Genomic DNA, 22,361 nt, shown 5'->3' on the forward strand with positions numbered 1-22,361 from the left:
TTAAGAGGATGTTATGGAACACATTACGTTAACCGTACCGGCCAGCCGCACCTTAAGTGGCAAAGCGCTGGCAGGCGTTGTGGGCTCCGGGGATATGGAGGTGTTATTCACCGCCGACCAGAGCCAGACGTTAACCATTGATATCACCACTTCTGTCGATAACAGCACCAGCCGCTGGGAAGCGCTGTTCAACCGTCTGCAAACGGTCAGCAGCCTGCCGGCAGGCAAACTGACTATTCACGACTTCGGCGCGACGCCGGGCGTGGCGCGCATCCGTATCGAACAGGTTTTTGAAGAGGTGAGCTATGCGTGATGATCGCAGTTTTATCGAATTAAAAGCGCGCCAGCGTGCGCATGCGCTGCTGGATGAAGGCAGCTACCGTGAACTGCTCGACCCGTTTGAAGGCGTGATGTCGCCATGGCTGGGCGCGCAGGGCATTGTCCCGCAGGCCGATGACGGCATGGTGGTAGCCAAAGGCACCATCAACGGCAAACCGGCCGTTGTGGTGGCGATTGAAGGCGCATTCCAGGGCGGCAGCATGGGCGAAGTGTCCGGTGCCAAAATGGCGGCAGCGCTGGAGCTGGCAGCGGAAGATAACCGTAACGGCATTCCTACCCAGGCGGTGCTGAGCCTGGAAACCGGCGGCGTTCGTCTGCAGGAAGCCAACCTCGGTCTGGCGGCGATTGCCGACATTCACGCGGCGATTGTTGATTTGCGTCGTTATACCCCGGTCGTTGGCATTGTGGCCGGTACCGTGGGCTGCTTCGGTGGGATGTCCATCGCCGCGGCGCTGTGCAGCTATCTGATTGTGACCCGCGAAGCGCGTCTCGGCCTGAACGGCCCGCAGGTTATCGAACAGGAAGCCGGGATTGAAGAGTATGACTCCCGTGACCGTCCGTTTATCTGGAGCATGACCGGTGGTGAAGTTCGCTACCAAAGTGGGCTGGTGGAAGCGCTGGTTAACGACGGCGTGAACGCGGTGAAAGCCGCCATGAACGAGGCGCTGGCGAAAGGCGTTCCGGCACAACATCGCACGGATAACTACGACTGGTATCTCGATCGCCTGAGTCATTTTGACACCCGCAAGCAGGCCGATTCAGAACAGATTAAAGCGCTCTTCGCCCGGGAGGTGAAATGATGAGTAACGTAATTAGCCGTGGCGAATTATGGCTGGAAACGCTGGTTCCAGGTGCCAAACGTATTGCAGGGCTGTGCCCATCTGTACAGGCCGCTGATGGTGAGCTGAACGGTGAAGCCGTGCGTTTTATCGCCGTCGTTCCGGATGCCCATAACCACTACCCGCGCGCTACCAAAGGCGAAGTGGGTCTGCTGGAAGGCTGGACGCTGGCAAAAGTGGTGAGCGAAACCGTCGCCGCCGATGCCAACAGCGCCGTGAAACGCCCGATTGTGGCGGTGATTGACGTCGCCAGCCAGGCCTATGGTCGTCGTGAAGAAGGCTTTGGTATTCACCAGGCGCTGGCCGGTGCCGCAGCGGCGTATGCCAACGCGCGTCTGGCAGGTCACCCGGTGATAGGCCTTATCGTCGGTAAAGCGATGTCCGGTGCGTTTCTGGCGCACGGTTACCAGGCAAACCGTCTGATTGCTTTTAACGACAAAGGCGTACTGATCCACGCGATGGGCAAAGAGTCCGCGGCGCGCATTACCCTGCGTACCGTTGAAGCGCTAGAAAAACTGGCGGCAACCATTCCGCCAATGGCGTATGACATCAGCAACTACGCCACCCTGGGCCTGCTGGAAAACCTGCTGGATATCAGCAATCCGGATGCCCCATCTGCACAAGATCTGGCGCTGGTGAAAAACACCCTGCAACAGGCCATCAACGACGCTCGTCAGGACCCGACGCTGAAAAGCCGTCTGGGTGCTGACAATCGCCGCAGCTCTGCCCTCGTACGCGAACGCATGCGAGCAAGCTGGTAAGTAAAAAAAGAGACCTGCCGGATGTACGGCTCCATGGGCGCTTCCCGGCGCCCATGCGGGTCGCTGCATCTGAAAAATAATAATCATCGCGCCAGTGCTAACTTTTTTTCATTACAGGTGAAATATGACTTACGTAATTGTTCATGCTCTTGCTCCGATTTTCGTCATCATGCTGCTGGGATTCTGGGCCGGTAAGGCCAAAATGGTAGATAACAAAAATGTCTCCCTGCTCAATATCTTCGTGATGGACTTTGCCTTGCCAGCCGCGCTGTTCAGCGCCACGGTACAAACGCCGTGGGCGGGTATCGTCGCCCAGTCGCCGCTGATTCTGGTGCTGACCCTGGCGATGTGGATTACCTATGCCGCTATCTACTTTATGGCGACCAAAGTCTTCAAAAAGTCCCCACAGGATGCCGCCGTGCTGACCCTGACCGTGGCGCTGCCAAACTACGCCGCGCTGGGCCTGCCGATTCTGGGCAGCGTGCTGGGTGAAGCGTCTTCGACTTCGCTGTCCGTTGCGGTTTCCATTGCCTGTGGTTCCGTGCTGATGACGCCGTTCTGCCTGCTGATCCTCGAACGCGAAAAAGCGCGCGCGGAAGGCGGTAACTCCGGTTCTACGCTCTCCATGCTGCCGGTACTGATGTGGCGCTCAATTAAAAAACCTATCGTGATGGGCCCACTGCTGGGGGTTATCCTCTCCGCGATTGGCATCAAAATGCCGGAGCTGGTGCTGGCGGCGATCAAACCGCTGGGTCTGTCTGCTACCGCTGCGGCGCTGTTCCTGACCGGTGTGATCCTCTCCGCGCGTAAACTGCAGATCAATACCGTGGTGATTACCTCGACCATCGCCAAGTTGCTGATTCAACCGGCTATTGCCTGGGGTATCGTACTGATTCTCGGCCTGCATGGTTCCGTGGCGATCACCGCTATCCTGATGATTGCGCTGTCCGCAGGCTTCTTCGGTGTGGTATTCGGTAACCGCTTTGGCGTGCAGTCGCCGGATGCAGAAGCCGTGCTGCTGTTGAGCTCCGTACTGTGTATCCTGTCGCTGCCGCTGTTTATCTCGCTGACTTCAGGAATCTAAATCATGAGCACAACATTACGTCCACACGACCTTATCTGGCTGAACGCGCGCGGCGCGCTTGAAGGTGTCACGGAATCCTGGGTGGATACCGTCTGGCATAGCGGCCTGCCGGTGGTAGTGCGACGTGATGTTGATGCGCAGGGGCGCATTCCCGTGGGCGTCCGCGGGATGAAGCGCGACCAGCGTGCCGCCGGTTGGGTGAAAGCGGAGGCGGTCGTCCGCGTCTGTTCGCCAGAATCGCTGGTGGACCCGCTGTCGCTGCTGCGTTCGCCCTTTATCTCTCAGCCACCGCTTCAGGTGGCTTTGTTGTTGGCGCAGCAGGCGTGGCCGTGGACGTGGGGCATTACCGGCAGTACCGGCTATGCGCTGGCAACCGGGATCCCGGTGATCCACGTGGCAAGCGATCTGGATCTGTTGATCCGCGCGCCGCAGCCGCTCTCCCGAGAAGCGCTGGAGAAGTGGCAGCAGCAGCTGACGGGCGGGCTATGTCGGGCGGATACCCAGGTAGAAACGCCGCGCGGTGGGTTTGCCCTTAATGAATGGCTGCGCGATGGAAAAGCATTACTGAAAACCTCGCAGGGACCGCAGTTGGTCCGCGACCCGTGGGGCAGGGAGGAGTCATGAAAATTCTGTTTACCTTCCCGGGGCAGGGGACGCAGCATGAAGGTATGCTGCAAAACCTTCCGGGGACGGAGCTGGCTCAGGCACGTGACGTGCTGGGCGCTGAGGTTGATACGCTGGATAGCTCTGAAGCGCTGAAACATACCCGAGCGGTTCAGCTGTCTCTGCTGATTGCTGGCGTCGCGTGGGCGCGTGAGCTGGAGCGTCGTGGCGTGGCACCGGATATCGTCAGCGGGCTCTCCATTGGCGCCTACCCGGCGGCGGTGGTTGCCGGTGCGCTTGATTTTGCCGACGCGTTGACGCTGGTGGCGCTGCGCGGTGACTTAATGGAGCAGGCCTATCCGCACGGCTACGGCCTGACGGCGATTATGGGGCTGACGCTCGCTCAGGTGGAAAGTCTGGTGGCAGGCAGCGGCACCTATATTGCTAACCTGAATGCCGAAACGCAGATTGTGATTGCCGGTCCTGATGATGCAATGGCCGACGTGGCAAAACGTGCGATGGCTAAAGGGGCCAGTAAAGCGCCTCGTCTGGCCGTGAGCGTGCCGTCGCACTGTGAGCTGCTTGCCAGGCCTGCGCAAAAGCTGGTTGAGGCGTTCAGCCATGTGACGCTTTCCCGCCCGCGCTACGCCTATCTGAGCGGCAGTACCGGTCGTGTGCTGTGGCAGCCGGAGCGTATTGCTGACGATCTGGCGATGAATATGGCACGCACGGTGCGCTGGCAGGAGGCGGTTATCTCCGCTAACGAACGCGAAGCGCGGCTGGCGATTGAAATGCCACCCGGTGGCATCCTGACCTGCTTAACGCGTCAGGCGGCGTGGGAAGGGGAGTCTATTTCTCTGGAGCGCAGCGGCGTGGATGTTGCCGTGCACCTGGCGAAACGCCTACGGTCGTAGTAAGCATTTACCGTAGTAGCCCGGCGTCGCTTCGCTCGGCCGGGCTACATTGTGATACGCAGATCCGGCAAATCAGGCGTTCTGGTTCAGCGTCCTGGCATACATACGCCCTTCGGCGGCCAGTGCCAGCAGGCTTGGGTCACGCTCGCGGTTGCGGGCAAAGACAATCGCGATAAGCTGCTGCATCTGATAGGGCTCAGCGAGCTTTTGCAGCTTCACGGTATTCTCATACATCTTCTTCATTCGCCCCGGCATCAAACAGAACCCAACCCCTGCCTGCACCAGACTGAGCATCGAGAAAATGTCGTTGACGCGGGTGACGATTTCCGGCTCAAATCCGGCGATATGAAACGCCTCCTGGAAACCAGCATAGGTGGCAAACCCTTCTGCCAGCGAGACAAACTTCTCATTGCGATAGTGGCGCAGGTCCGCCTTCATGGTGGCGTCCAGCGTGGCGGACATCGGTGCGGCGAGGTAGATATCGTCGTGGAATAGAGGGAGAACTTCGAGGCTGTTGCGGTCGATTTCGCTTTCGGAAATGGAGATGAGGATGGCGTCCAGCACGCCGTCTTCCAGCATCTTCAGCAGCGCTTCGTTGGAGCCCATGGTGAGATCAAGTTCCAGATCCGGGCGGCGCAGCTTCATGCCCATAATCAGGTGCGGCACCGTCTCCAGCGTCAGTGAGTAAAGCGTTCCGACGCGTAAACGCCCCTGGCCAACGCCTGCCGTTTTGCGCGTCTCTTCCAGACCGCGCTCCATCAACTGGGTGACTTCCTGGCAATACTCCAGCAGCGTCCACGCCGCAGGCTGGGCGATAAGATTGCGCCCTTTGTGCACGAACAGCGGACAGCGAACGTTCTCTTCCAGCGTATGCAGCGCCCGGTGAACGCTGACGCCGCTGATGTTCAGCGCCTCGGCGGTACGGGCGATGTTACCCTTCTCCATAAAGGTCATGAAGATGGTCAGCTTGCGGAAGGTAATATCGTCGGTGATTGACAGGTTCATCGTCCGCCTCAGGCAATCAGTCGTTTTGCATCATCTGCTCAAGCTGCTCCTGCGCTTCGAGCCATGCCATTTCACACTCTTCCAGCCCGGACTTGGCGCTGGCCTGCAGCTGTAAGCATTCGGTCATCTCGGCTTTGCGGCCTGGTTCATACAGACTGCTGTCGCCGAGCTTCTCTTCTGCCTTCGCCAGCTGTGCGTTGAGCTTCTCCATCTCTTTTTCCAGACGGGTAATCTCTTTGCGCAGCGGCTGGGTTAGGGTGCGCAGTTCCGCTTCGCGACGCTTCTGATCTTTACGTGACTGCGCGCTGTTGGCGTTGTTCTCTTTTGGCGTATCGTCGGCCTGGTTTTCCAGCTTCTGCACGTCGCTCAGCCACTGCTGATAATCTTCCAGGTCGCCGTCGAACGGTTCAACCTTCTTATCATGCACCAGATAGAGATCGTCGGTGGTGGAGCGAATCAGGTGACGGTCGTGCGAGACCACAACCAGCGCGCCTTCGAAGTCGATTAATGCTTCGGTCAGCGCCTGACGCATATCGAGGTCAAGGTGGTTAGTCGGTTCATCGAGCAGCAGCAGATTCGGGCGCTGCCAGACGATCAGCGCCAGCACCAGGCGGGCTTTTTCGCCGCCGGAGAAGCGGGCGGTTTGCTCGGTGACCTTATCGCCCTGGAAGCCGAAGCCGCCGAGGTAGTCACGGAGCTTCTGTTCCAGCTCCTGCGGTGCCATGCGGGCCAGATGCTGCAGCGGGGATTCGTCCGCGCGTAGGAACTCCAGCTGATGCTGGGCGAAGTAACCCAGCTTGATGCCTTTGGCGAGGCCGATTTCACCGTGCAGCGGTTCCAGCTCGCCTGCCAGCAGCTTAATCAGCGTCGACTTACCCGCGCCGTTACGGCCCAGCAGGCCGATACGCGAACCCGGTACCAGGTTCAGCTTAATAGATTCCAGAATGGTGCGGTCACCGTAGCCGGCGCTCACCTTTTCCATCTTCAGCAGCGGGTTTGGCAGACTTTCCGGCGCGCGGAAGCTGAAGTGGAACGGGTTATCGACATGGGCCGGGGCAATCAGCTCCATGCGTTCAAGCATCTTGATACGGCTTTGTGCCTGCTTGGCTTTGGTGGCCTTGGCGCGGAAACGGTCGATATAGCTTTGCAGATGCGCCACGCGCTCCTGCTGGCTTTCGTACATCGCCTGCTGCTGAGCCAGGCGGGTGGCGCGCTGCACCTCAAACGAGCTGTAGTTGCCGGTGTACTCAAACATCGTTTCCTGTTCGATGTGAATAATTTTGTCGATGACCGGATCGAGGAAGTCGCGGTCGTGGGAAATCAGGATCAGCGTGCCCTGATAGCTTTTGAGCCATCTTTCCAGCCAGATAACCGCATCGAGGTCCAGGTGGTTGGTCGGTTCATCGAGCAGCAGCAGATCGGATCGACAAATCAGCGCCTGCGCCAGGTTAAGGCGCATACGCCAGCCGCCCGAGAAGTCGCTGACCGGACGGTCGAGCTGTTCGTTGCTGAAGCCGAGGCCGTGCAGCAGGCTGGAGGCGCGAGAGCGGATGGTCCACGCATCAATCGCGTCCAGTTTGCCGTGAACGGTGGCAATGGCGTGGCCATCATCGCGTTCGTTGGCGTCGTTCAGTTGGGCTTCGAGCTGGCGGTATTCGCGGTCACCGTCAATGACATAGTCCAGAGCAGGCTGCGGCAGCGCAGGCGTTTCCTGGTTTACCCACGCCAGCTGCCAGCTGCTCGGATAGGTAAAGTTGCCGCCGTCGGCGCTTATCTCGTTTTTCAGCAGCGCCAGTAGCGTAGATTTTCCGCAGCCGTTTTTCCCCACCAGGCCGACTTTCTGCCCTGGGTTGATGGTGGCCGATGCGTTATCCAGCAGGACGCGCACGCCGCGACGAATTTGTAACGAGGAGAAAACAATCATAAGGCGCCGTATGTTCTGAATATGTTAAATTGTCATTGTGGTAATGTAATGTGGTAAGCGAATCGCTAGACCGGGCCGCAATGGTAGCCCAAAACGATGACTATACACAAAATCATTCAGGTTGCGTTCAGCTACCAGAAAGAGGATGTGATTGACGCCCGGGAGGGGAATGATGTCACAGACGGCGAAAGTCCTGCTTGTCTATGCCCATCCGGAATCACAGGACTCGGTCGCTAACCGGGTTTTGCTTAAACCGGCTTTGCAGTTAAGCAATGTAACCGTGCACGATCTCTACGCGCACTATCCTGATTTTTTTATCGATATCCCTCGCGAGCAGGCGCTGTTGCGCGAGCATGATGTCATCGTGTTTCAGCATCCTCTTTATACCTACAGCTGCCCGTCGCTCCTGAAAGAGTGGCTGGACCGCGTGCTGAGCCGTGGTTTCGCCAGCGGCATCGGGGGAAATCAGCTGGAAGGAAAGTACTGGCGTAACGTGATTACCACCGGGGAGCCGGAAAGCGCCTATCGCCATGACGGGCTCAATCGCTACCCGATGAGCGATATTCTGCGTCCGTTCGAACTGACGGCCGCCATGTGCCATATGCACTGGCTGAGCCCAATCATCGTCTATTGGGCGCGACGTCAGCCGCCCAATGAACTGGCAAACCATGCGAAAGCCTATGCCGACTGGCTAGCTGCGCCGATAACGGCAGGAGGGCGATGATGGAAGGTTCAGATTTATTACTGGCTGGAGTGCTGTTTCTTTTCGCGGCGGTGGCCGCGGTGCCACTGGCAGCGCGGCTGGGTATCGGTGCGGTATTAGGTTATCTGTTGGCGGGTATTGCCATCGGTCCGTGGGGGCTCGGCTTTATCAGCGACGTAGATGAAATTCTTCACTTCTCCGAACTGGGTGTGGTGTTCCTGATGTTTATCATCGGCCTGGAGCTGAACCCGGCCAAGCTATGGCAGCTACGACGCCCCATCTTTGGCATCGGTGCGGCGCAGGTGATTTTCAGCGCGGCGATCCTCGGCGGGCTGTTGATGCTCACCCACTTCTCCTGGCAGGCAGCGGTGATTGGCGGCATTGGCCTTGCCATGTCGTCGACCGCGATGGCGCTGCAACTGATGCGCGAGAAGGGAATGAACCGTAGTGAATCCGGGCAGCTTGGTTTCTCGGTGCTGTTGTTCCAGGACCTGGCGGTGATCCCCGCGCTGGCGTTGGTACCGCTGCTGGCCGGTGCCGGTGACGAACATTTTGACTGGCAGACCGTGGGCTTAAAAGTACTGGCCTTTGGCGGCATGCTGATTGGCGGGCGCTACCTGCTGCGCCCGGTATTTCGTTTTATTGCCAGCTCCGGGGTACGCGAAGTCTTTACCGCCGCCACGCTGCTGCTGGTGCTGGGGTCCGCGCTGTTCATGGACGCGCTGGGCCTCTCGATGGCGCTGGGCACCTTTATCGCTGGCGTCCTGCTGGCGGAAAGTGAATACCGCCACGAGCTGGAAATTGCCATCGAACCGTTTAAAGGTCTGCTGCTGGGGCTCTTCTTTATCTCGGTGGGGATGTCACTCAACCTCGGCGTGCTCTACACCCATCTGCTGGTGGTGATTGGCTGCGTGGCATTGCTGGTGGCGGTGAAAACGCTGGTGCTGTATCTGTTGGCGCATCTGCACGGTATGCGCAGTTCGGAGCGAATGCAGTTTGCCGGCGTGCTGAGCCAGGGCGGTGAGTTCGCTTTTGTGCTTTTCTCCGCTGCTTCATCATTTAAAGTCTTTAAAGGCGACCAGATGTCGCTGCTGCTGGTGGTGGTGACGCTGTCGATGATGACCACCCCGCTGCTGATGAAGCTCGTCGACCTCACGCTGTCGCGCCGCTTTAACGGGCCGGAAGAGGAAGATGAAGCGCCGTGGGTAGATGACGATAAGCCACAGGTGATTGTGGTGGGCTTCGGTCGCTTCGGCCAGGTGATTGGCCGCCTGCTGATGGCCAACAAGCTGCGAATCACCGTGCTGGAGCGCGATATCAGTGCGGTTAACCTGATGCGCAAATACGGCTATAAGGTGTACTACGGCGATGCGACCCAGGTTGAACTGCTGCGTTCGGCAGGCGCCGAGCAGGCGCAGTCAATCGTGATCACCTGTAATGAGCCGGAAGATACGATGAAGCTGGTGGAAATCTGCCAGCAGCACTTCCCGCATCTGAAGATTATGGCCCGTGCGCGAGGACGTGTGGAGGCGCACGAACTGCTGCAGGCGGGCGTGGTACAGTTTTCCCGTGAGACTTTTTCCAGTGCGCTGGAATTGGGGCGCAAGGCGCTTATCTCCACCGGTATGCACCCGCATCAGGCGCAGCGCGCACAGCTGCACTTCAAGCGGCTGGATATGCGCATGCTGCGTGAGCTGATGCCGGTACACAGCGATACCCAACAAATTTCTCGCGTGCGGGAAGCGCGACGAGAGCTGGAGGAGATCTTCCAGCGCGAAATGCAACAAGAGCGGCGGCAGCTGGACGGCTGGGACGAATTTGAATAGAAGGTGAGTATGGCGGTACGTAAACGTTTTATCGCGGGTGCGAAGTGCCCGTCGTGTCAGGCGCAGGATTCAATGGCGATGTGGCGCGAGAATAATATCGATGTGGTTGAGTGCGTTAAGTGCGGACACCAGATGCGAGAAGCGGATAAAGAAGCCCGTGAACACGTTCGCAAAGAGGAACAAGTGATCGGTATTTTTCATCCGGAGTAGCGATCCGTGCTGTCTTTTTTTAAGCTTATGGGTACACGGGTGTAGAATTCCGCTACAATCTGCGCCACTAAAATATTCCCATGCTCAGGAGATATCATGAAAGTAGCAAAAGACCTGGTGGTCAGCCTGGCCTATCAGGTACGTACAGAAGACGGTGTATTGGTTGATGAGTCTCCGGTAAGTGCACCGCTTGACTACCTGCATGGTCACGGTTCCCTGATCTCCGGCCTGGAAAACGCGCTGGACGGTCACGACGTTGGTGATAAGTTCGACGTTGCAGTTCAAGCTAACGACGCTTACGGTCAGTACGACGAAAACCTGGTGCAGCGCGTTCCTAAAGACGTCTTCATGGGCGTTGACGAACTGCAGGTTGGCATGCGTTTCCTGGCTGAAACTGACCAGGGTCCAGTACCGGTTGAAATCACCGAAGTTGAAGACGACCACGTTGTGGTTGACGGCAACCACATGCTGGCTGGCCAGAACCTGAAGTTCAACGTTGAAGTTGTTGCTATCCGCGAAGCGACCGAAGAAGAACTGGCTCACGGCCACGTTCACGGTGCGAACGGTCACGACCACGATCATGACCACGACCACGACGGTTGCTGCGGCGGTCACGGCCATGACCACGGTCACGACCACGGCGGCGAAGGCTGCTGCGGCGGTGGCGGTAAAGGCCACGGCGGCTGCGGTTGCCACTAATCCCTCTCGTTTTGTAGAACGATGGATACAAAAAAAGCGGGGAATACCCGCTTTTTTTACGCCTCAATAATGAGGTGGCGGCGTCTCTTCAGACTGTGACGCCATATTTGACGGCTGGCTAGCCTTGAGCTTTTCGGTCAGCAGACGCAGATGTTCGCGTAGCTTCGCCATTTCCATCTCGTGCGCTGTGACCGTCATATTAAGGTCATCAATGGTGATCTCCTGAAAGGCCAGACGGCTTTCAAGCTCAGCCAGACGCGCTTCGATAGTCGTTTCCTGCATGATGTCCTCTCTACTGTTATCACCGCAATCGCGGCGGATTCTACGCAACTTTGCTCAGTCGCGCAGCCTCTCTTTGCGGCGCTGGAAACTAATTTAAACAAAAAGAGTCTGAAAAGAGTCGATATGAGAAGCGTTCATATGTAGATTTCCTCTACAACGTTCTATAGTACGCTTCTCATTTAGTTAACATTGGGGCGAGAGGCCCCGGCCCTGGAGAGATGGATGAAATCACTGTTTAAAGTAACGCTTCTGGCAACCACAATGGCCGTTGCACTGAATGCACCTCTGACCTTCGCAGCTGACGCTGCTAAAGCTGCACCAGCTGCGGACGCGAAAGCAGCTCCGGCAGCAGACAGCAAAGCTGCATTCAAAAATGACGACCAGAAATCTGCCTATGCACTGGGCGCATCGCTGGGCCGTTACATGGAAAACTCTCTGAAAGAACAGGAAAAACTGGGCATCAAACTGGACAAAGACCAGCTGATCGCCGGTGTTCAGGACGCATTTGCTGATAAGAGCAAGCTGTCCGATCAAGAGATCGAACAAACTCTGCAGGCGTTTGAAACTCGCGTGAAGACCTCCGCTCAGGCGAAGATGGAAAAAGACGCCGCTGACAACGAAGCAAAAGGTAAGGCTTTCCGCGATAAGTTCGCCAAAGAGAAAGGCGTGAAAACCGCTAAATCTGGCCTGCTGTACAAAGTAGAGAAAGAAGGTACCGGTGACGCGCCGAAAGACAGCGACACCGTTGTGGTTAACTACAAAGGTACCCTGACCGACGGTAAAGAGTTCGATAACTCTTACACCCGCGGTGAGCCTCTCTCCTTCCGTCTGGATGGCGTTATCCCAGGCTGGACCGAAGGTCTGAAAAACATCAAGAAGGGCGGTAAAATCCAGCTGGTTATCCCACCTGATCTGGCTTACGGCAAAACCGGCGTTCCGGGTATCCCGGCTAACTCCACCCTGGTCTTCGATGTTGAACTGTTAGACATCAAACCGGCACCGAAAGCTGATGCGCAGCCAGACGCTGCACCGGCTGACAAAGCGGCCGAAGCCAGCAAAAAATAAGATTGCGAAAGCCGCCGCCCAATGGGCGGCGGCTTTTTATTATCTACAGGATATAATTAATGCTGGAAAGCGCCTTATGCGCTGTATTACTTTAGATGCCCCTAATAGTGATGAGCCTGCCCTGACAACATAACGACAGGCTCCTGAAAAGGAGTGCTTTTTTTCATGTCCAGGTCGCTTTTAACCAACGAAACCAGTGAACTCGATTTACTGGATCAACGTCCTTTCGATCAAACTGACTTCGATATTCTAAAATCCTACGAAGCGGTTGTGGACGGGTTGGCGATGCTCATTGGTTCCCACTGCGAAATCGTGTTGCATTCACTTCAGGATCTAAAATGCTCGGCAATACGCATCGCGAACGGCGAACATACCGGGCGTAAAATCGGTTCTCCGATTACCGATCTCGCGCTGCGCATGCTGCATGATATGACCGGGGCAGATAGCAGCGTTTCCAAATGCTATTTTACTCGCGCCAAAAGCGGCGTACTGATGAAGTCTGTTACCATCGCCATCCGTAACCGTGACCACCGGGTTATCGGCTTACTGTGCATCAACATGAACCTCGATGTCCCGTTCTCGCAGATCATGAACACCTTTATTCCGCCGGAAACGCCGGAAGTCGGTTCTGCGGTTAACTTCGCTTCCTCCGTTGAGGACCTGGTGACCCAGACGCTGGAGTTCACTATCGAAGAGGTGAATGCCGATCGCAACGTTTCCAATAACGCCAAGAATCGCCAGATCGTGCTCAATCTTTATGAGAAAGGCATCTTTGACATCAAGGATGCGATTAACCAGGTCGCCGATCGTCTGAACATCTCCAAACACACCGTCTATCTCTACATCCGCCAGTTCAAGAGCGGTGATTTCCTGGGGCAAGATAAGTAATGCGTTTTGCTTTGATGGTGACCGGCCCCGCCTATGGCACCCAGCAGGCGAGCAGCGCGCTGCAGTTTGCTAAAGCTGCACTGGCGGAGGGTCACGAGATAGCCTGCGTATTTTTCTATCGGGAAGGGGTCTATAACGCCAACCAACTGACCTCGCCCGCCAGTGATGAATTCGATCTGGTTCACTCCTGGCAATCATTGCATGACGTAAATGGCGTGGCGTTGCATATCTGCGTAGCCGCCGCGCTGCGCCGTGGCGTGACCGATGAAACCGAGGCTCGACAGCTTGGTCTGCCGACGTTTAATCTCCAGCCCGGCTTTTCGCTGAGCGGATTAGGCTCGCTGGCCGAAGCCGCGCTAACCTGCGATCGAATGGTACAGTTCTGATGAAACGAGTTGCGTTTGTTTTTTCCTCCGCTCCGCACGGCAGTAGCGCCGGCAGGGAAGGGCTGGATGCGCTACTGGCGACATCAGCTCTGAGCGATGACCTTGGCGTGTTTTTTGTAGGCGATGGTGTGTTTCAACTACTCAGTCAGCAGCAGCCGGGGGTTATTCTCGCTCGCGACTACATTGCCACCTTCAAGCTGCTTTCGCTCTACGATATCGAAAATTGCTGGATCTGCGCGGCGTCGCTGCGCGAACGTGGGCTAACGACAGAGACGACGTTTGTCACCGACGTCGAGCCGCTGGAAGCGGATGCCCTGCGCCATCGCCTTAATGACTACGATGTGATCCTGCACTTCTGAGGCCCCTATGCTGCATACGCTACGCACCTCACCCTGGCATGCCGACATTAGCGGGATTACCCGCCTGATGGACGACGGCGATGACCTGCTATTGATCGCCGATGGTGTGCTGGCAGCGGTTGAAAACAGCCGCTTCCTTGAAATTCTCCGCGCGGCCCCCATATCCATCTACGTGTTGAATGAAGATGTGCAAGCGCGCGGTCTTTGTGCTCAAATTTCGAGCGATGTCATCATGGTCAGCTATACTGACTTCGTCAGGTTAACGGTAAAACACGCCTCTCAGATCGCCTGGTAGCATCTTTGCCGTTGTATATTTCTTGACACCCTTTCGGCATGGCCCTAAAATTTCGCGTCCTCATATTATATGAGGCGATTTATTACGTGTTTACGAAGCAAAAGCTAAAACCAGGAGCTATTTAATGGCAACAGTTAACCAGCTGGTTCGCAAACCACGTGCTCGCAAAGTTGCAAAAAGCAACGTGCCTGCACTGGAAGCCTGCCCGCAGAAACGTGGTGTATGTACCCGTGTATATACCACCACTCCTAAGAAACCAAACTCCGCACTGCGTAAAGTATGCCGTGTGCGTTTGACTAACGGTTTTGAAGTTACCTCCTACATCGGTGGTGAAGGTCACAACCTGCAGGAACACTCCGTGATCCTGATCCGTGGCGGTCGTGTAAAAGACCTTCCGGGTGTTCGTTACCACACCGTTCGTGGTGCGCTTGACTGCTCCGGCGTTAAAGACCGTAAGCAAGCTCGCTCCAAGTATGGCGTGAAGCGTCCTAAGGCTTAATGGTTCTCCGTTAAGTAAGGCCAAACGTTTTATATTAATGTCAAACTCTTTGAGTTTTGGACAATCCTGAATTAACAACGGAGTATTTCCATGCCACGTCGTCGCGTCATTGGTCAGCGTAAAATCCTGCCAGATCCTAAGTTCGGATCAGAACTGCTGGCTAAATTTGTCAACATTCTGATGGTAGATGGTAAAAAATCTACTGCAGAATCAATCGTATACAGCGCGCTGGAGACCCTGGCTCAGCGTTCTGGTAAAAATGAACTGGAAGCATTCGAAGTTGCGCTCGAAAACGTGCGCCCAACTGTCGAAGTTAAGTCCCGCCGCGTAGGTGGTTCTACTTATCAGGTTCCAGTTGAAGTTCGTCCGGTCCGTCGTAATGCTCTGGCAATGCGTTGGATCGTTGAAGCTGCTCGTAAACGCGGTGATAAATCCATGGCTCTGCGCCTGGCGAACGAACTTTCTGACGCTGCAGACAACAAAGGTACTGCAGTTAAGAAACGTGAAGACGTTCACCGTATGGCAGAAGCCAACAAGGCGTTCGCACACTACCGTTGGTAATCCCTTCGGAGTATTAGTCACCAGGCGGGCGCTTCAGCGAAGCAGCCCGCTTTGGGTTACTTAACTGAACGCCTAAAAAGATAAACGAGGAATCAAATGGCTCGTACAACACCCATCGCACGCTACCGTAACATCGGTATCAGTGCGCACATCGACGCCGGTAAAACCACTACTACCGAACGTATTCTGTTCTACACCGGTGTAAACCACAAAATCGGTGAAGTTCACGACGGCGCCGCTACCATGGACTGGATGGAGCAGGAGCAGGAACGTGGTATTACCATCACTTCCGCAGCAACTACTGCATTCTGGTCTGGTATGGCTAAGCAGTATGAACCGCACCGCGTAAACATCATCGACACCCCGGGGCACGTTGACTTCACTATCGAAGTAGAACGTTCCATGCGTGTTCTTGACGGTGCGGTAATGGTTTACTGCGCAGTTGGTGGTGTTCAGCCACAGTCTGAAACCGTATGGCGTCAGGCTAACAAATATAAAGTTCCACGTATTGCGTTCGTTAACAAAATGGACCGTATGGGTGCGAACTTCCTGAAAGTTGTTGGTCAGATCAAAACCCGTCTGGGCGCGAACCCTGTTCCGCTGCAGCTGGCAATTGGTGCTGAAGAAGGTTTCACCGGTGTTGTTGACCTGGTGAAAATGAAAGCCATCAACTGGAATGAAGAAGACGCAGGCGTTACCTTCACTTATGAAGATATCCCAGCAGACATGCAGGACCTGGCTGACGAATGGCACCAGAACCTGATCGAGTCCGCTGCAGAAGCTTCAGAAGAGCTGATGGAGAAATACCTGGGTGGTGAAGAACTGACTGAAGAAGAGATCAAAAAAGCTCTGCGTCAGCGCGTTCTGAACAACGAAATCATCCTGGTAACCTGTGGTTCTGCGTTCAAGAACAAAGGTGTTCAGGCGATGCTGGATGCGGTAATTGATTACCTGCCATCCCCAATCGACGTACCTGCGATCAACGGTATCCTGGACGACGGTAAAGACACTCCGGCAGAACGTCACGCAAGCGACGATGAGCCGTTCTCTGCACTGGCGTTCAAAATTGCTACCGACCCGTTTGTTGGTAACTTGACCTTCTTCCGTGTGTATTCCGGTGTGGTTAACTCTGGTGATACCGTACTGAACTCCGTGAAAACTGCACGTGAGCGTTTCGGCCGTATCGTTCAGATGCACGCTAACAAACGTGAAGAGATCAAAGAAGTTCGCGCGGGCGACATCGCTGCTGCAATCGGTCTGAAAGACGTAACTACCGGTGACACTCTGTGTGACCCAGATGCGCCTATCATTCTGGAACGTATGGAATTCCCAGAGCCGGTAATCTCCATCGCAGTAGAACCAAAAACCAAAGCTGACCAGGAAAAAATGGGTCTGGCTCTGGGCCGTCTGGCTAAAGAAGACCCGTCATTCCGCGTATGGACTGATGAAGAATCTAACCAGACCATTATCGCCGGTATGGGTGAGCTGCACCTCGACATCATCGTTGACCGTATGAAACGTGAATTCAACGTTGAAGCGAACGTCGGTAAACCTCAGGTTGCTTACCGCGAAGCGATTCGCGCGAAAGTTACCGATATCGAAGGTAAGCACGCTAAGCAGTCTGGTGGTCGCGGTCAGTACGGTCATGTTGTTATCGACATGTACCCACTGGAGCCGGGTTCTAACCCGAAAGGCTACGAATTCATCAACGACATCAAGGGTGGTGTAATCCCAGGCGAATACATCCCTGCCGTTGATAAAGGTATCCAGGAACAGCTGAAATCTGGCCCGCTGGCTGGTTACCCGGTTGTTGACATGGGTGTTCGTCTGCACTTCGGTTCTTACCATGACGTTGACTCCTCTGAACTGGCGTTTAAACTGGCAGCTTCTCTGGCGTTTAAAGACGGCTTTAAGAAAGCGAAACCAGTTCTGCTTGAGCCTATCATGAAGGTTGAAGTAGAGACTCCTGAAGAGAACACTGGTGACGTTATCGGTGACTTGAGCCGCCGTCGTGGTATGCTCAAAGGTCAGGAATCCAACGTGACTGGCGTTGTGATCCACGCTGAAGTTCCGCTGTCCGAAATGTTCGGTTATGCAACTCAGCTGCGTTCACTGACCAAAGGCCGTGCTTCTTACTCCATGGAGTTCCTGAAGTACGACGATGCGCCGAACAACGTTGCTCAGGCCGTTATTGAAGCCCGTGGTAAATAATCCACAGGATTAAAACCTAAGTCCCGTGCTCTCTCCAAAGGGGAGAGCACTATAGTAAGGAATATAGCCGTGTCTAAAGAAAAATTTGAACGTACAAAACCGCACGTTAACGTCGGCACCATCGGCCACGTTGACCACGGTAAAACTACCCTGACTGCTGCAATCACTACCGTACTGGCTAAAACCTACGGCGGTGCTGCTCGTGCTTTCGACCAGATCGATAACGCACCAGAAGAAAAAGCTCGTGGTATCACCATCAACACTTCCCACGTTGAATATGACACCCCGACTCGCCACTACGCACACGTAGACTGCCCAGGCCACGCCGACTATGTTAAAAACATGATCACCGGTGCTGCGCAGATGGACGGCGCGATCCTGGTTGTTGCTGCGACTGATGGCCCTATGCCACAGACTCGTGAGCACATCCTGCTGGGTCGTCAGGTAGGCGTTCCTTACATCATCGTGTTCCTGAACAAATGCGACATGGTTGATGACGAAGAGCTGCTGGAACTGGTTGAAATGGAAGTTCGTGAACTTCTGTCCCAGTACGACTTCCCAGGTGATGATACCCCAATCATCCGTGGTTCTGCTCTGAAAGCGCTGGAAGGCGAAGCAGAGTGGGAAGCGAAAATCATCGAACTGGCTGGCTTCCTGGATTCTTACATCCCAGAACCAGAACGTGCTATCGACAAGCCGTTCCTGCTGCCAATCGAAGACGTATTCTCCATCTCCGGTCGTGGTACCGTTGTTACCGGTCGTGTAGAGCGCGGTATCATCAAAGTTGGTGAAGAAGTTGAAATCGTTGGTATCAAAGAGACTGCTAAGTCTACCTGTACCGGCGTTGAAATGTTCCGCAAACTGCTGGACGAAGGCCGTGCTGGTGAGAACGTTGGTGTTCTGCTGCGTGGTATCAAACGTGAAGAAATCGAACGTGGTCAGGTTCTGGCTAAGCCAGGCTCTATCAAGCCGCACACCAAGTTCGAATCTGAAGTGTACATTCTGTCCAAAGACGAAGGCGGCCGTCATACTCCGTTCTTCAAAGGCTACCGTCCACAGTTCTACTTCCGTACTACTGACGTGACCGGTACCATCGAACTGCCAGAAGGCGTTGAGATGGTAATGCCAGGCGACAACATCAAGATGGTTGTGACTCTGATCCACCCAATCGCGATGGACGACGGTCTGCGTTTCGCAATCCGTGAAGGCGGCCGTACCGTTGGTGCGGGCGTTGTTGCTAAAGTAATGAGCTAATTATTTATTAATTAGTTTTGCACTTGAAAAGGGCACTTCGGTGCCCTTTTTGCTTTCTGTTTTTTGTCCCCACTCTATTTTCCGCACGATTTGATCCCTTATTTCACGCCGCTTGTCGCGCCTGGCTATTGTAATCATAATTATTCTCACTTACACTTTGTTCAGAAATTGAACGGGAGTGGTTATGTACGTTTGTTTGTGTAATGGCGTCAGCGATAAAAAAATTCGCCAGGCAGTACGCCAGTTTCATCCGCAGTCTTTCCAGCAATTAAGAAAATGCATTCCTATTGGAAATCAATGTGGTAAATGCGTTCGTGCTGCACGTGAGGTGATGGAAGACGAATTAATGCAAATGCCAGAGTTCAAAGAGATTGCCTGAGCCCGGATTTCTTTTTTGACATCCCGGTAGGCCGTTCTACGCTTCAATAAGTGGAAGCGGAGGGTCTATATAATGAAAGGTGATGTTAAGATAATAAATTATCTCAATAAATTATTGGGAAACGAGCTTGTCGCAATCAACCAATACTTTCTCCATGCGAGAATGTTCAAAAACTGGGGCCTGATGCGCCTCAACGATATTGAATACCACGAATCCATCGATGAAATGAAACACGCCGATCAGTACATCGAGCGTATTCTGTTTCTTGAAGGGATCCCTAACCTGCAGGATCTTGGCAAGTTGCATATCGGCGAAGATGTCGAAGAGATGCTGCAGTCCGACTTAAAGCTTGAACTGGACGGCGCGAAGGATCTGCGTGAAGCTATCGCCTATGCTGATAGCGTCCATGATTACGTCAGCCGCGATATGTTGATTACTATCCTCACCGAGGAAGAACATCACATTGACTGGCTGGAGACCGAACTGGATCTGATCGGCAAAATTGGTCTGCAGAACTACCTGCAGTCGCAAATTAAGGTTGAAGGCTAAAAGTCGATAAGCCCGCCATAATAAAACCCGCCGCTCCCAGAAAGGGTCCAAAAGGCAGCGGGTTTTTTATATTCTCCGCCTGATGCAGCCACAGCGCCCTCCCCGCGATAAACCCACACGCCAGCAACGTAGCCACCAACACAAGCAGCGGTAGAGATTGCCAGCCGTGCCAGGCGCCGAGCGCTGCTACATACTTCACGTCACCATACCCTAAGCCTTCACGGCGTCGTAGTGCGCGGTATCCCCAGTAAAAGAGCGCCATTGTGCAATAGCCTGCAATCGCTCCCCATAGCGCCTCGTTACTCTTTGTTGGGTTCAGGCAGAGCTGACTTAAGAGCCCGGCCCAAAGAAGAGGGCAGGTTAGGCCGTCACGCAATAACCCGGTGCGGTAGTCTTGCCAGCACAGGATGACATTGAGTACGGCATAGAGAAGAAAGAAGGGGAGGGCCGGAAGTATCATGATTGGTTTCCATAAGAGGTCATGCCGACAGTGTGTGGGGCGAAGAGAAAGGCGGCAACGGGCGATGTACGTTTTCACGAGGGGCTATCCAGACGAATACACACCGTTGCCGTTTGTGCAGTAATTATGCGAACTGTCTTCCGGGCTTTACTGACTAATTTATAAACGCGGCTTGCTTAGTATGGGTATACGTGTATAATGCGCGGGCTTGTCTAATATAGACAGCGGTTCAATATGAACCACCGGTACTGCGTAAGCGATACCAGACAATGTTCCCAATTGGGGAACTCTGTAAGAACGGTTACACTCTCCCATCAATCGTAATGGGTTTGAGGAGTAACTATTTCGTCTATAAAATAATTGGAGCTCTGGTCTCATGCAGAACCAAAGAATCCGTATCCGCCTGAAAGCGTTTGATCATCGTCTGATCGATCAATCAACCGCGGAAATCGTCGAGACTGCTAAGCGCACTGGTGCGCAAGTCCGTGGTCCGATCCCGCTGCCGACCCGCAAAGAGCGCTTTACCGTTCTGATCTCCCCGCACGTCAACAAAGACGCGCGTGATCAGTACGAAATTCGCACTCACAAGCGTCTGGTTGACATCGTTGAGCCAACTGAAAAAACCGTTGATGCTCTGATGCGTCTGGACCTGGCTGCCGGTGTAGACGTGCAGATCAGCCTGGGTTAATCAGGTCATCGAGCGATTGAGAGGTTGATACAATGATTGGTTTAGTCGGTAAAAAAGTGGGTATGACCCGCATCTTCACTGAAGATGGCGTTTCTATCCCAGTAACCGTTATCGAAGTTGAAGCAAACCGCGTTACTCAGATCAAAGATCTGGCTAACGATGGCTATCGCGCTGTTCAGGTTACCACTGGTGCTAAAAAAGCTAACCGTGTAACCAAGCCGGAAGCTGGTCACTTCGCTAAAGCTGGCGTAGAAGCTGGCCGCGGCCTGTGGGAGTTCCGTCTGGCAGATGGTGAAGAATACACCGTTGGTCAGGACATTAGCGTTGAACTGTTTGCTGACGTTAAAAAAGTTGACGTAACCGGTACCTCTAAAGGTAAAGGTTTCGCTGGTACCGTTAAGCGCTGGAACTTCCGTACCCAGGACGCTACTCACGGTAACTCCTTGTCTCACCGCGTTCCGGGTTCTATCGGTCAGAACCAGACTCCGGGCAAAGTGTTCAAAGGCAAGAAAATGGCAGGTCAGATGGGTAACGAACGTGTCACCGTTCAGAGCCTTGACGTAGTACGCGTTGACGCTGAGCGCAACCTGCTGCTGGTTAAAGGTGGTGTTCCGGGTGCGACCGGTTGCGACCTGATCGTTAAACCAGCTGTGAAGGCGTAAGGGGATAGCAATGGAATTAGTATTGAAAGACGCGCAGAGCGCGCTGACTGTTTCCGAAACTACCTTCGGTCGTGATTTCAACGAAGCGCTGGTTCACCAGGTTGTTGTTGCTTATGCAGCTGGTGCTCGTCAGGGTACTCGTGCTCAGAAGACTCGTGCTGAAGTAACTGGTTCAGGCAAAAAGCCATGGCGCCAGAAAGGTACCGGCCGTGCGCGTTCAGGTTCTATCAAGAGCCCGATCTGGCGTTCAGGTGGCGTGACCTTTGCTGCTCGTCCACAGGACCACAGTCAAAAAGTTAACAAAAAGATGTACCGCGGCGCGCTGAAAAGCATCCTGTCCGAACTGGTACGTCAGGATCGTCTGATCGTTGTCGAATCATTCTCTGTTGAAGCGCCTAAAACTAAGCTGCTGGCACAGAAACTGAAAGACATGGCTCTGGAAGATGTGCTGATCATCACCGGTGAGCTGGACGAAAACCTGTTCCTGGCTGCGCGCAACCTGCACAAGGTTGACGTACGCGATGCAACTGGTATCGACCCGGTTAGCCTGATCGCCTTCGACAAAGTCGTAATGACTGCTGATGCTGTTAAGCAAGTTGAGGAGATGCTGGCATGATTCGTGAAGAACGTCTGCTGAAGGTGCTGCGCGCACCGCACGTTTCTGAAAAAGCGTCTACTGCGATGGAAAAAACCAATACCATCGTTCTCAAAGTTGCCAAAGACGCGACCAAAGCAGAAATCAAAGCTGCTGTGCAGAAACTGTTTGAAGTCGAAGTCGAAGTCGTTAACACCCTGGTAGTTAAAGGGAAAGTTAAACGTCACGGACAGCGTATCGGTCGTCGTAGCGACTGGAAAAAAGCTTACGTCACCCTGAAGGAAGGCCAGAATCTGGACTTCGTCGGCGGCGCTGAGTAAG

At 54.5% G+C, this 22,361-nt stretch carries 29 protein-coding genes; 25 read left to right on the forward strand and 4 right to left on the reverse strand.

Features of this window, described 5'->3' with window-relative positions:
* Positions 1-13 precede the first annotated feature (13 nt).
* The 6 genes from mdcC to mdcH all read left to right on the forward strand — a co-directional run bounded on the left by mdcC (position 14) and on the right by mdcH (position 4,540).
* Positions 14-313 (forward strand): malonate decarboxylase acyl carrier protein, encoded by a 300-nt coding sequence (mdcC, locus tag V6944_RS05640; RefSeq protein WP_185668964.1) that lies wholly within the window; start codon positions 14-16, stop codon positions 311-313.
* Positions 306-1,139 carry a biotin-independent malonate decarboxylase subunit beta gene (locus tag V6944_RS05645; protein ID WP_333498218.1) on the forward strand — a complete coding sequence of 278 codons (834 nt, stop codon included), beginning with the start codon at positions 306-308 and terminating at the stop codon, positions 1,137-1,139. The genes mdcC and V6944_RS05645 overlap by 8 nt, the downstream gene beginning before the upstream one ends.
* On the forward strand, positions 1,139-1,939 hold the full coding sequence (gene mdcE / locus V6944_RS05650) for a biotin-independent malonate decarboxylase subunit gamma (protein WP_333498251.1): 801 nt from the start codon (positions 1,139-1,141) through the stop codon (positions 1,937-1,939). The genes V6944_RS05645 and mdcE overlap by 1 nt, the downstream gene beginning before the upstream one ends.
* A 124-nt stretch (positions 1,940-2,063) precedes the next feature.
* Positions 2,064-3,023: an AEC family transporter gene (locus V6944_RS05655; protein ID WP_333498219.1), complete on the forward strand. Its 960-nt coding sequence runs from the start codon at positions 2,064-2,066 to the stop codon at positions 3,021-3,023.
* 3 nt (positions 3,024-3,026) lie between these two features.
* Positions 3,027-3,647, forward strand: a complete 621-nt coding sequence (locus V6944_RS05660; protein WP_333498220.1) for a malonate decarboxylase holo-ACP synthase — start codon at positions 3,027-3,029, stop codon at positions 3,645-3,647.
* Positions 3,644-4,540 (forward strand): malonate decarboxylase subunit epsilon, encoded by an 897-nt coding sequence (gene mdcH, locus V6944_RS05665; RefSeq protein WP_333498221.1) that lies wholly within the window; start codon positions 3,644-3,646, stop codon positions 4,538-4,540. Before V6944_RS05660 ends, mdcH begins: the two co-directional genes overlap by 4 nt.
* A gap of 72 nt (positions 4,541-4,612) precedes the next feature.
* Here mdcH and V6944_RS05670 read toward each other — a convergent pair whose 3' ends face one another.
* Complete coding sequence (locus V6944_RS05670) at positions 4,613-5,545, reverse strand: LysR family transcriptional regulator (protein ID WP_333498222.1); 933 nt, start codon at positions 5,543-5,545, stop codon at positions 4,613-4,615.
* A gap of 16 nt (positions 5,546-5,561) precedes the next feature.
* On the reverse strand, positions 5,562-7,469 hold the full coding sequence (locus V6944_RS05675; protein ID WP_270503187.1) for an ABC transporter ATP-binding protein: 1,908 nt from the start codon (positions 7,467-7,469) through the stop codon (positions 5,562-5,564).
* Positions 7,470-7,641: 172 nt separating this feature from the next.
* On the opposite strand from V6944_RS05675, the gene kefG reads away from it, so the two are divergent.
* From kefG to slyD, 4 genes are all read left to right on the forward strand, one after another.
* Entirely contained in the window at positions 7,642-8,193 is a 552-nt protein-coding gene (gene kefG, locus V6944_RS05680; RefSeq protein WP_333498252.1) for a glutathione-regulated potassium-efflux system ancillary protein KefG, read from the forward strand.
* A complete protein-coding gene (gene kefB / locus V6944_RS05685) occupies positions 8,193-9,998 on the forward strand; it encodes a glutathione-regulated potassium-efflux system protein KefB (protein ID WP_333498253.1) in 1,806 nt (601 codons plus the stop codon). The genes kefG and kefB overlap by 1 nt, the downstream gene beginning before the upstream one ends.
* Positions 9,999-10,007: 9 nt before the next feature.
* Positions 10,008-10,208 (forward strand): YheV family putative zinc ribbon protein, encoded by a 201-nt coding sequence (locus tag V6944_RS05690; RefSeq protein WP_035894371.1) that lies wholly within the window; start codon positions 10,008-10,010, stop codon positions 10,206-10,208.
* 96 nt (positions 10,209-10,304) lie between these two features.
* Positions 10,305-10,907 (forward strand): peptidylprolyl isomerase, encoded by a 603-nt coding sequence (gene slyD, locus V6944_RS05695; RefSeq protein ID WP_333498223.1) that lies wholly within the window; start codon positions 10,305-10,307, stop codon positions 10,905-10,907.
* A 63-nt stretch (positions 10,908-10,970) separates the two neighbouring features.
* On the opposite strand, the gene V6944_RS05700 is transcribed toward slyD, so the two are convergent.
* Positions 10,971-11,189 (reverse strand): protein SlyX, encoded by a 219-nt coding sequence (locus V6944_RS05700; protein ID WP_035894369.1) that lies wholly within the window; start codon positions 11,187-11,189, stop codon positions 10,971-10,973.
* A gap of 222 nt (positions 11,190-11,411) precedes the next feature.
* Between V6944_RS05700 and fkpA the strand changes: the two genes are divergently transcribed.
* From fkpA to bfr, 11 genes are all read left to right on the forward strand, one after another.
* Positions 11,412-12,254, forward strand: a complete 843-nt coding sequence (fkpA, locus tag V6944_RS05705; protein ID WP_333498224.1) for an FKBP-type peptidyl-prolyl cis-trans isomerase — start codon at positions 11,412-11,414, stop codon at positions 12,252-12,254.
* Between the two features lie 165 nt (positions 12,255-12,419).
* Positions 12,420-13,142: a helix-turn-helix transcriptional regulator gene (locus V6944_RS05710; RefSeq protein WP_035894367.1), complete on the forward strand. Its 723-nt coding sequence runs from the start codon at positions 12,420-12,422 to the stop codon at positions 13,140-13,142.
* Complete coding sequence (tusD, locus tag V6944_RS05715) at positions 13,142-13,528, forward strand: sulfurtransferase complex subunit TusD (RefSeq protein WP_333498225.1); 387 nt, start codon at positions 13,142-13,144, stop codon at positions 13,526-13,528. Before V6944_RS05710 ends, tusD begins: the two co-directional genes overlap by 1 nt.
* Positions 13,528-13,887 carry a sulfurtransferase complex subunit TusC gene (gene tusC, locus V6944_RS05720; RefSeq protein WP_333498226.1) on the forward strand — a complete coding sequence of 120 codons (360 nt, stop codon included), beginning with the start codon at positions 13,528-13,530 and terminating at the stop codon, positions 13,885-13,887. The genes tusD and tusC overlap by 1 nt, the downstream gene beginning before the upstream one ends.
* A gap of 7 nt (positions 13,888-13,894) precedes the next feature.
* Positions 13,895-14,182 (forward strand): sulfurtransferase complex subunit TusB, encoded by a 288-nt coding sequence (gene tusB / locus V6944_RS05725; protein WP_185668954.1) that lies wholly within the window; start codon positions 13,895-13,897, stop codon positions 14,180-14,182.
* A 124-nt stretch (positions 14,183-14,306) separates the two neighbouring features.
* Positions 14,307-14,681, forward strand: coding sequence for a 30S ribosomal protein S12 (gene rpsL / locus V6944_RS05730; RefSeq protein WP_000246815.1), 375 nt, complete (start codon positions 14,307-14,309; stop codon positions 14,679-14,681).
* 90 nt (positions 14,682-14,771) lie between these two features.
* Positions 14,772-15,242, forward strand: a complete 471-nt coding sequence (gene rpsG / locus V6944_RS05735; RefSeq protein WP_035894363.1) for a 30S ribosomal protein S7 — start codon at positions 14,772-14,774, stop codon at positions 15,240-15,242.
* Between the two features lie 96 nt (positions 15,243-15,338).
* Positions 15,339-17,453: an elongation factor G gene (fusA, locus tag V6944_RS05740; protein WP_123650843.1), complete on the forward strand. Its 2,115-nt coding sequence runs from the start codon at positions 15,339-15,341 to the stop codon at positions 17,451-17,453.
* A 69-nt stretch (positions 17,454-17,522) separates the two neighbouring features.
* Positions 17,523-18,707, forward strand: a complete 1,185-nt coding sequence (gene tuf, locus V6944_RS05745; RefSeq protein WP_046491013.1) for an elongation factor Tu — start codon at positions 17,523-17,525, stop codon at positions 18,705-18,707.
* Positions 18,708-18,891: 184 nt separating this feature from the next.
* The gene (bfd, locus tag V6944_RS05750) at positions 18,892-19,086 is read left to right on the forward strand and encodes a bacterioferritin-associated ferredoxin (protein ID WP_035894970.1); all 195 of its coding nucleotides are present in this window, start codon (positions 18,892-18,894) and stop codon (positions 19,084-19,086) included.
* 72 nt (positions 19,087-19,158) lie between these two features.
* Entirely contained in the window at positions 19,159-19,635 is a 477-nt protein-coding gene (gene bfr / locus V6944_RS05755) for a bacterioferritin (protein WP_185668953.1), read from the forward strand.
* Here bfr and V6944_RS05760 read toward each other — a convergent pair.
* Positions 19,619-20,095, reverse strand: coding sequence for a prepilin peptidase (locus tag V6944_RS05760; RefSeq protein WP_442910719.1), 477 nt, complete (start codon positions 20,093-20,095; stop codon positions 19,619-19,621). The genes bfr and V6944_RS05760 overlap by 17 nt on opposite strands.
* A gap of 376 nt (positions 20,096-20,471) precedes the next feature.
* Between V6944_RS05760 and rpsJ the strand changes: the two genes are divergently transcribed.
* The 4 genes from rpsJ to rplW are packed head-to-tail and all read left to right on the forward strand — an operon-like array spanning position 20,472 to position 22,360.
* Positions 20,472-20,783, forward strand: coding sequence for a 30S ribosomal protein S10 (rpsJ, locus tag V6944_RS05765; protein WP_001181005.1), 312 nt, complete (start codon positions 20,472-20,474; stop codon positions 20,781-20,783).
* A 32-nt stretch (positions 20,784-20,815) separates the two neighbouring features.
* Positions 20,816-21,445: a 50S ribosomal protein L3 gene (gene rplC, locus V6944_RS05770; RefSeq protein ID WP_035894971.1), complete on the forward strand. Its 630-nt coding sequence runs from the start codon at positions 20,816-20,818 to the stop codon at positions 21,443-21,445.
* 10 nt (positions 21,446-21,455) lie between these two features.
* On the forward strand, positions 21,456-22,061 hold the full coding sequence (gene rplD, locus V6944_RS05775) for a 50S ribosomal protein L4 (RefSeq protein WP_003031119.1): 606 nt from the start codon (positions 21,456-21,458) through the stop codon (positions 22,059-22,061).
* Positions 22,058-22,360, forward strand: a complete 303-nt coding sequence (gene rplW, locus V6944_RS05780) for a 50S ribosomal protein L23 (RefSeq protein ID WP_000617546.1) — start codon at positions 22,058-22,060, stop codon at positions 22,358-22,360. Before rplD ends, rplW begins: the two co-directional genes overlap by 4 nt.
* The last annotated feature ends 1 nt before the right edge of the window (position 22,361 follow it).

Source organism: Kluyvera sp. CHPC 1.2972 (genome assembly GCF_036759925.1).
In the GTDB taxonomy this organism is placed as follows: Bacteria; Pseudomonadota; Gammaproteobacteria; order Enterobacterales; family Enterobacteriaceae; genus Kluyvera.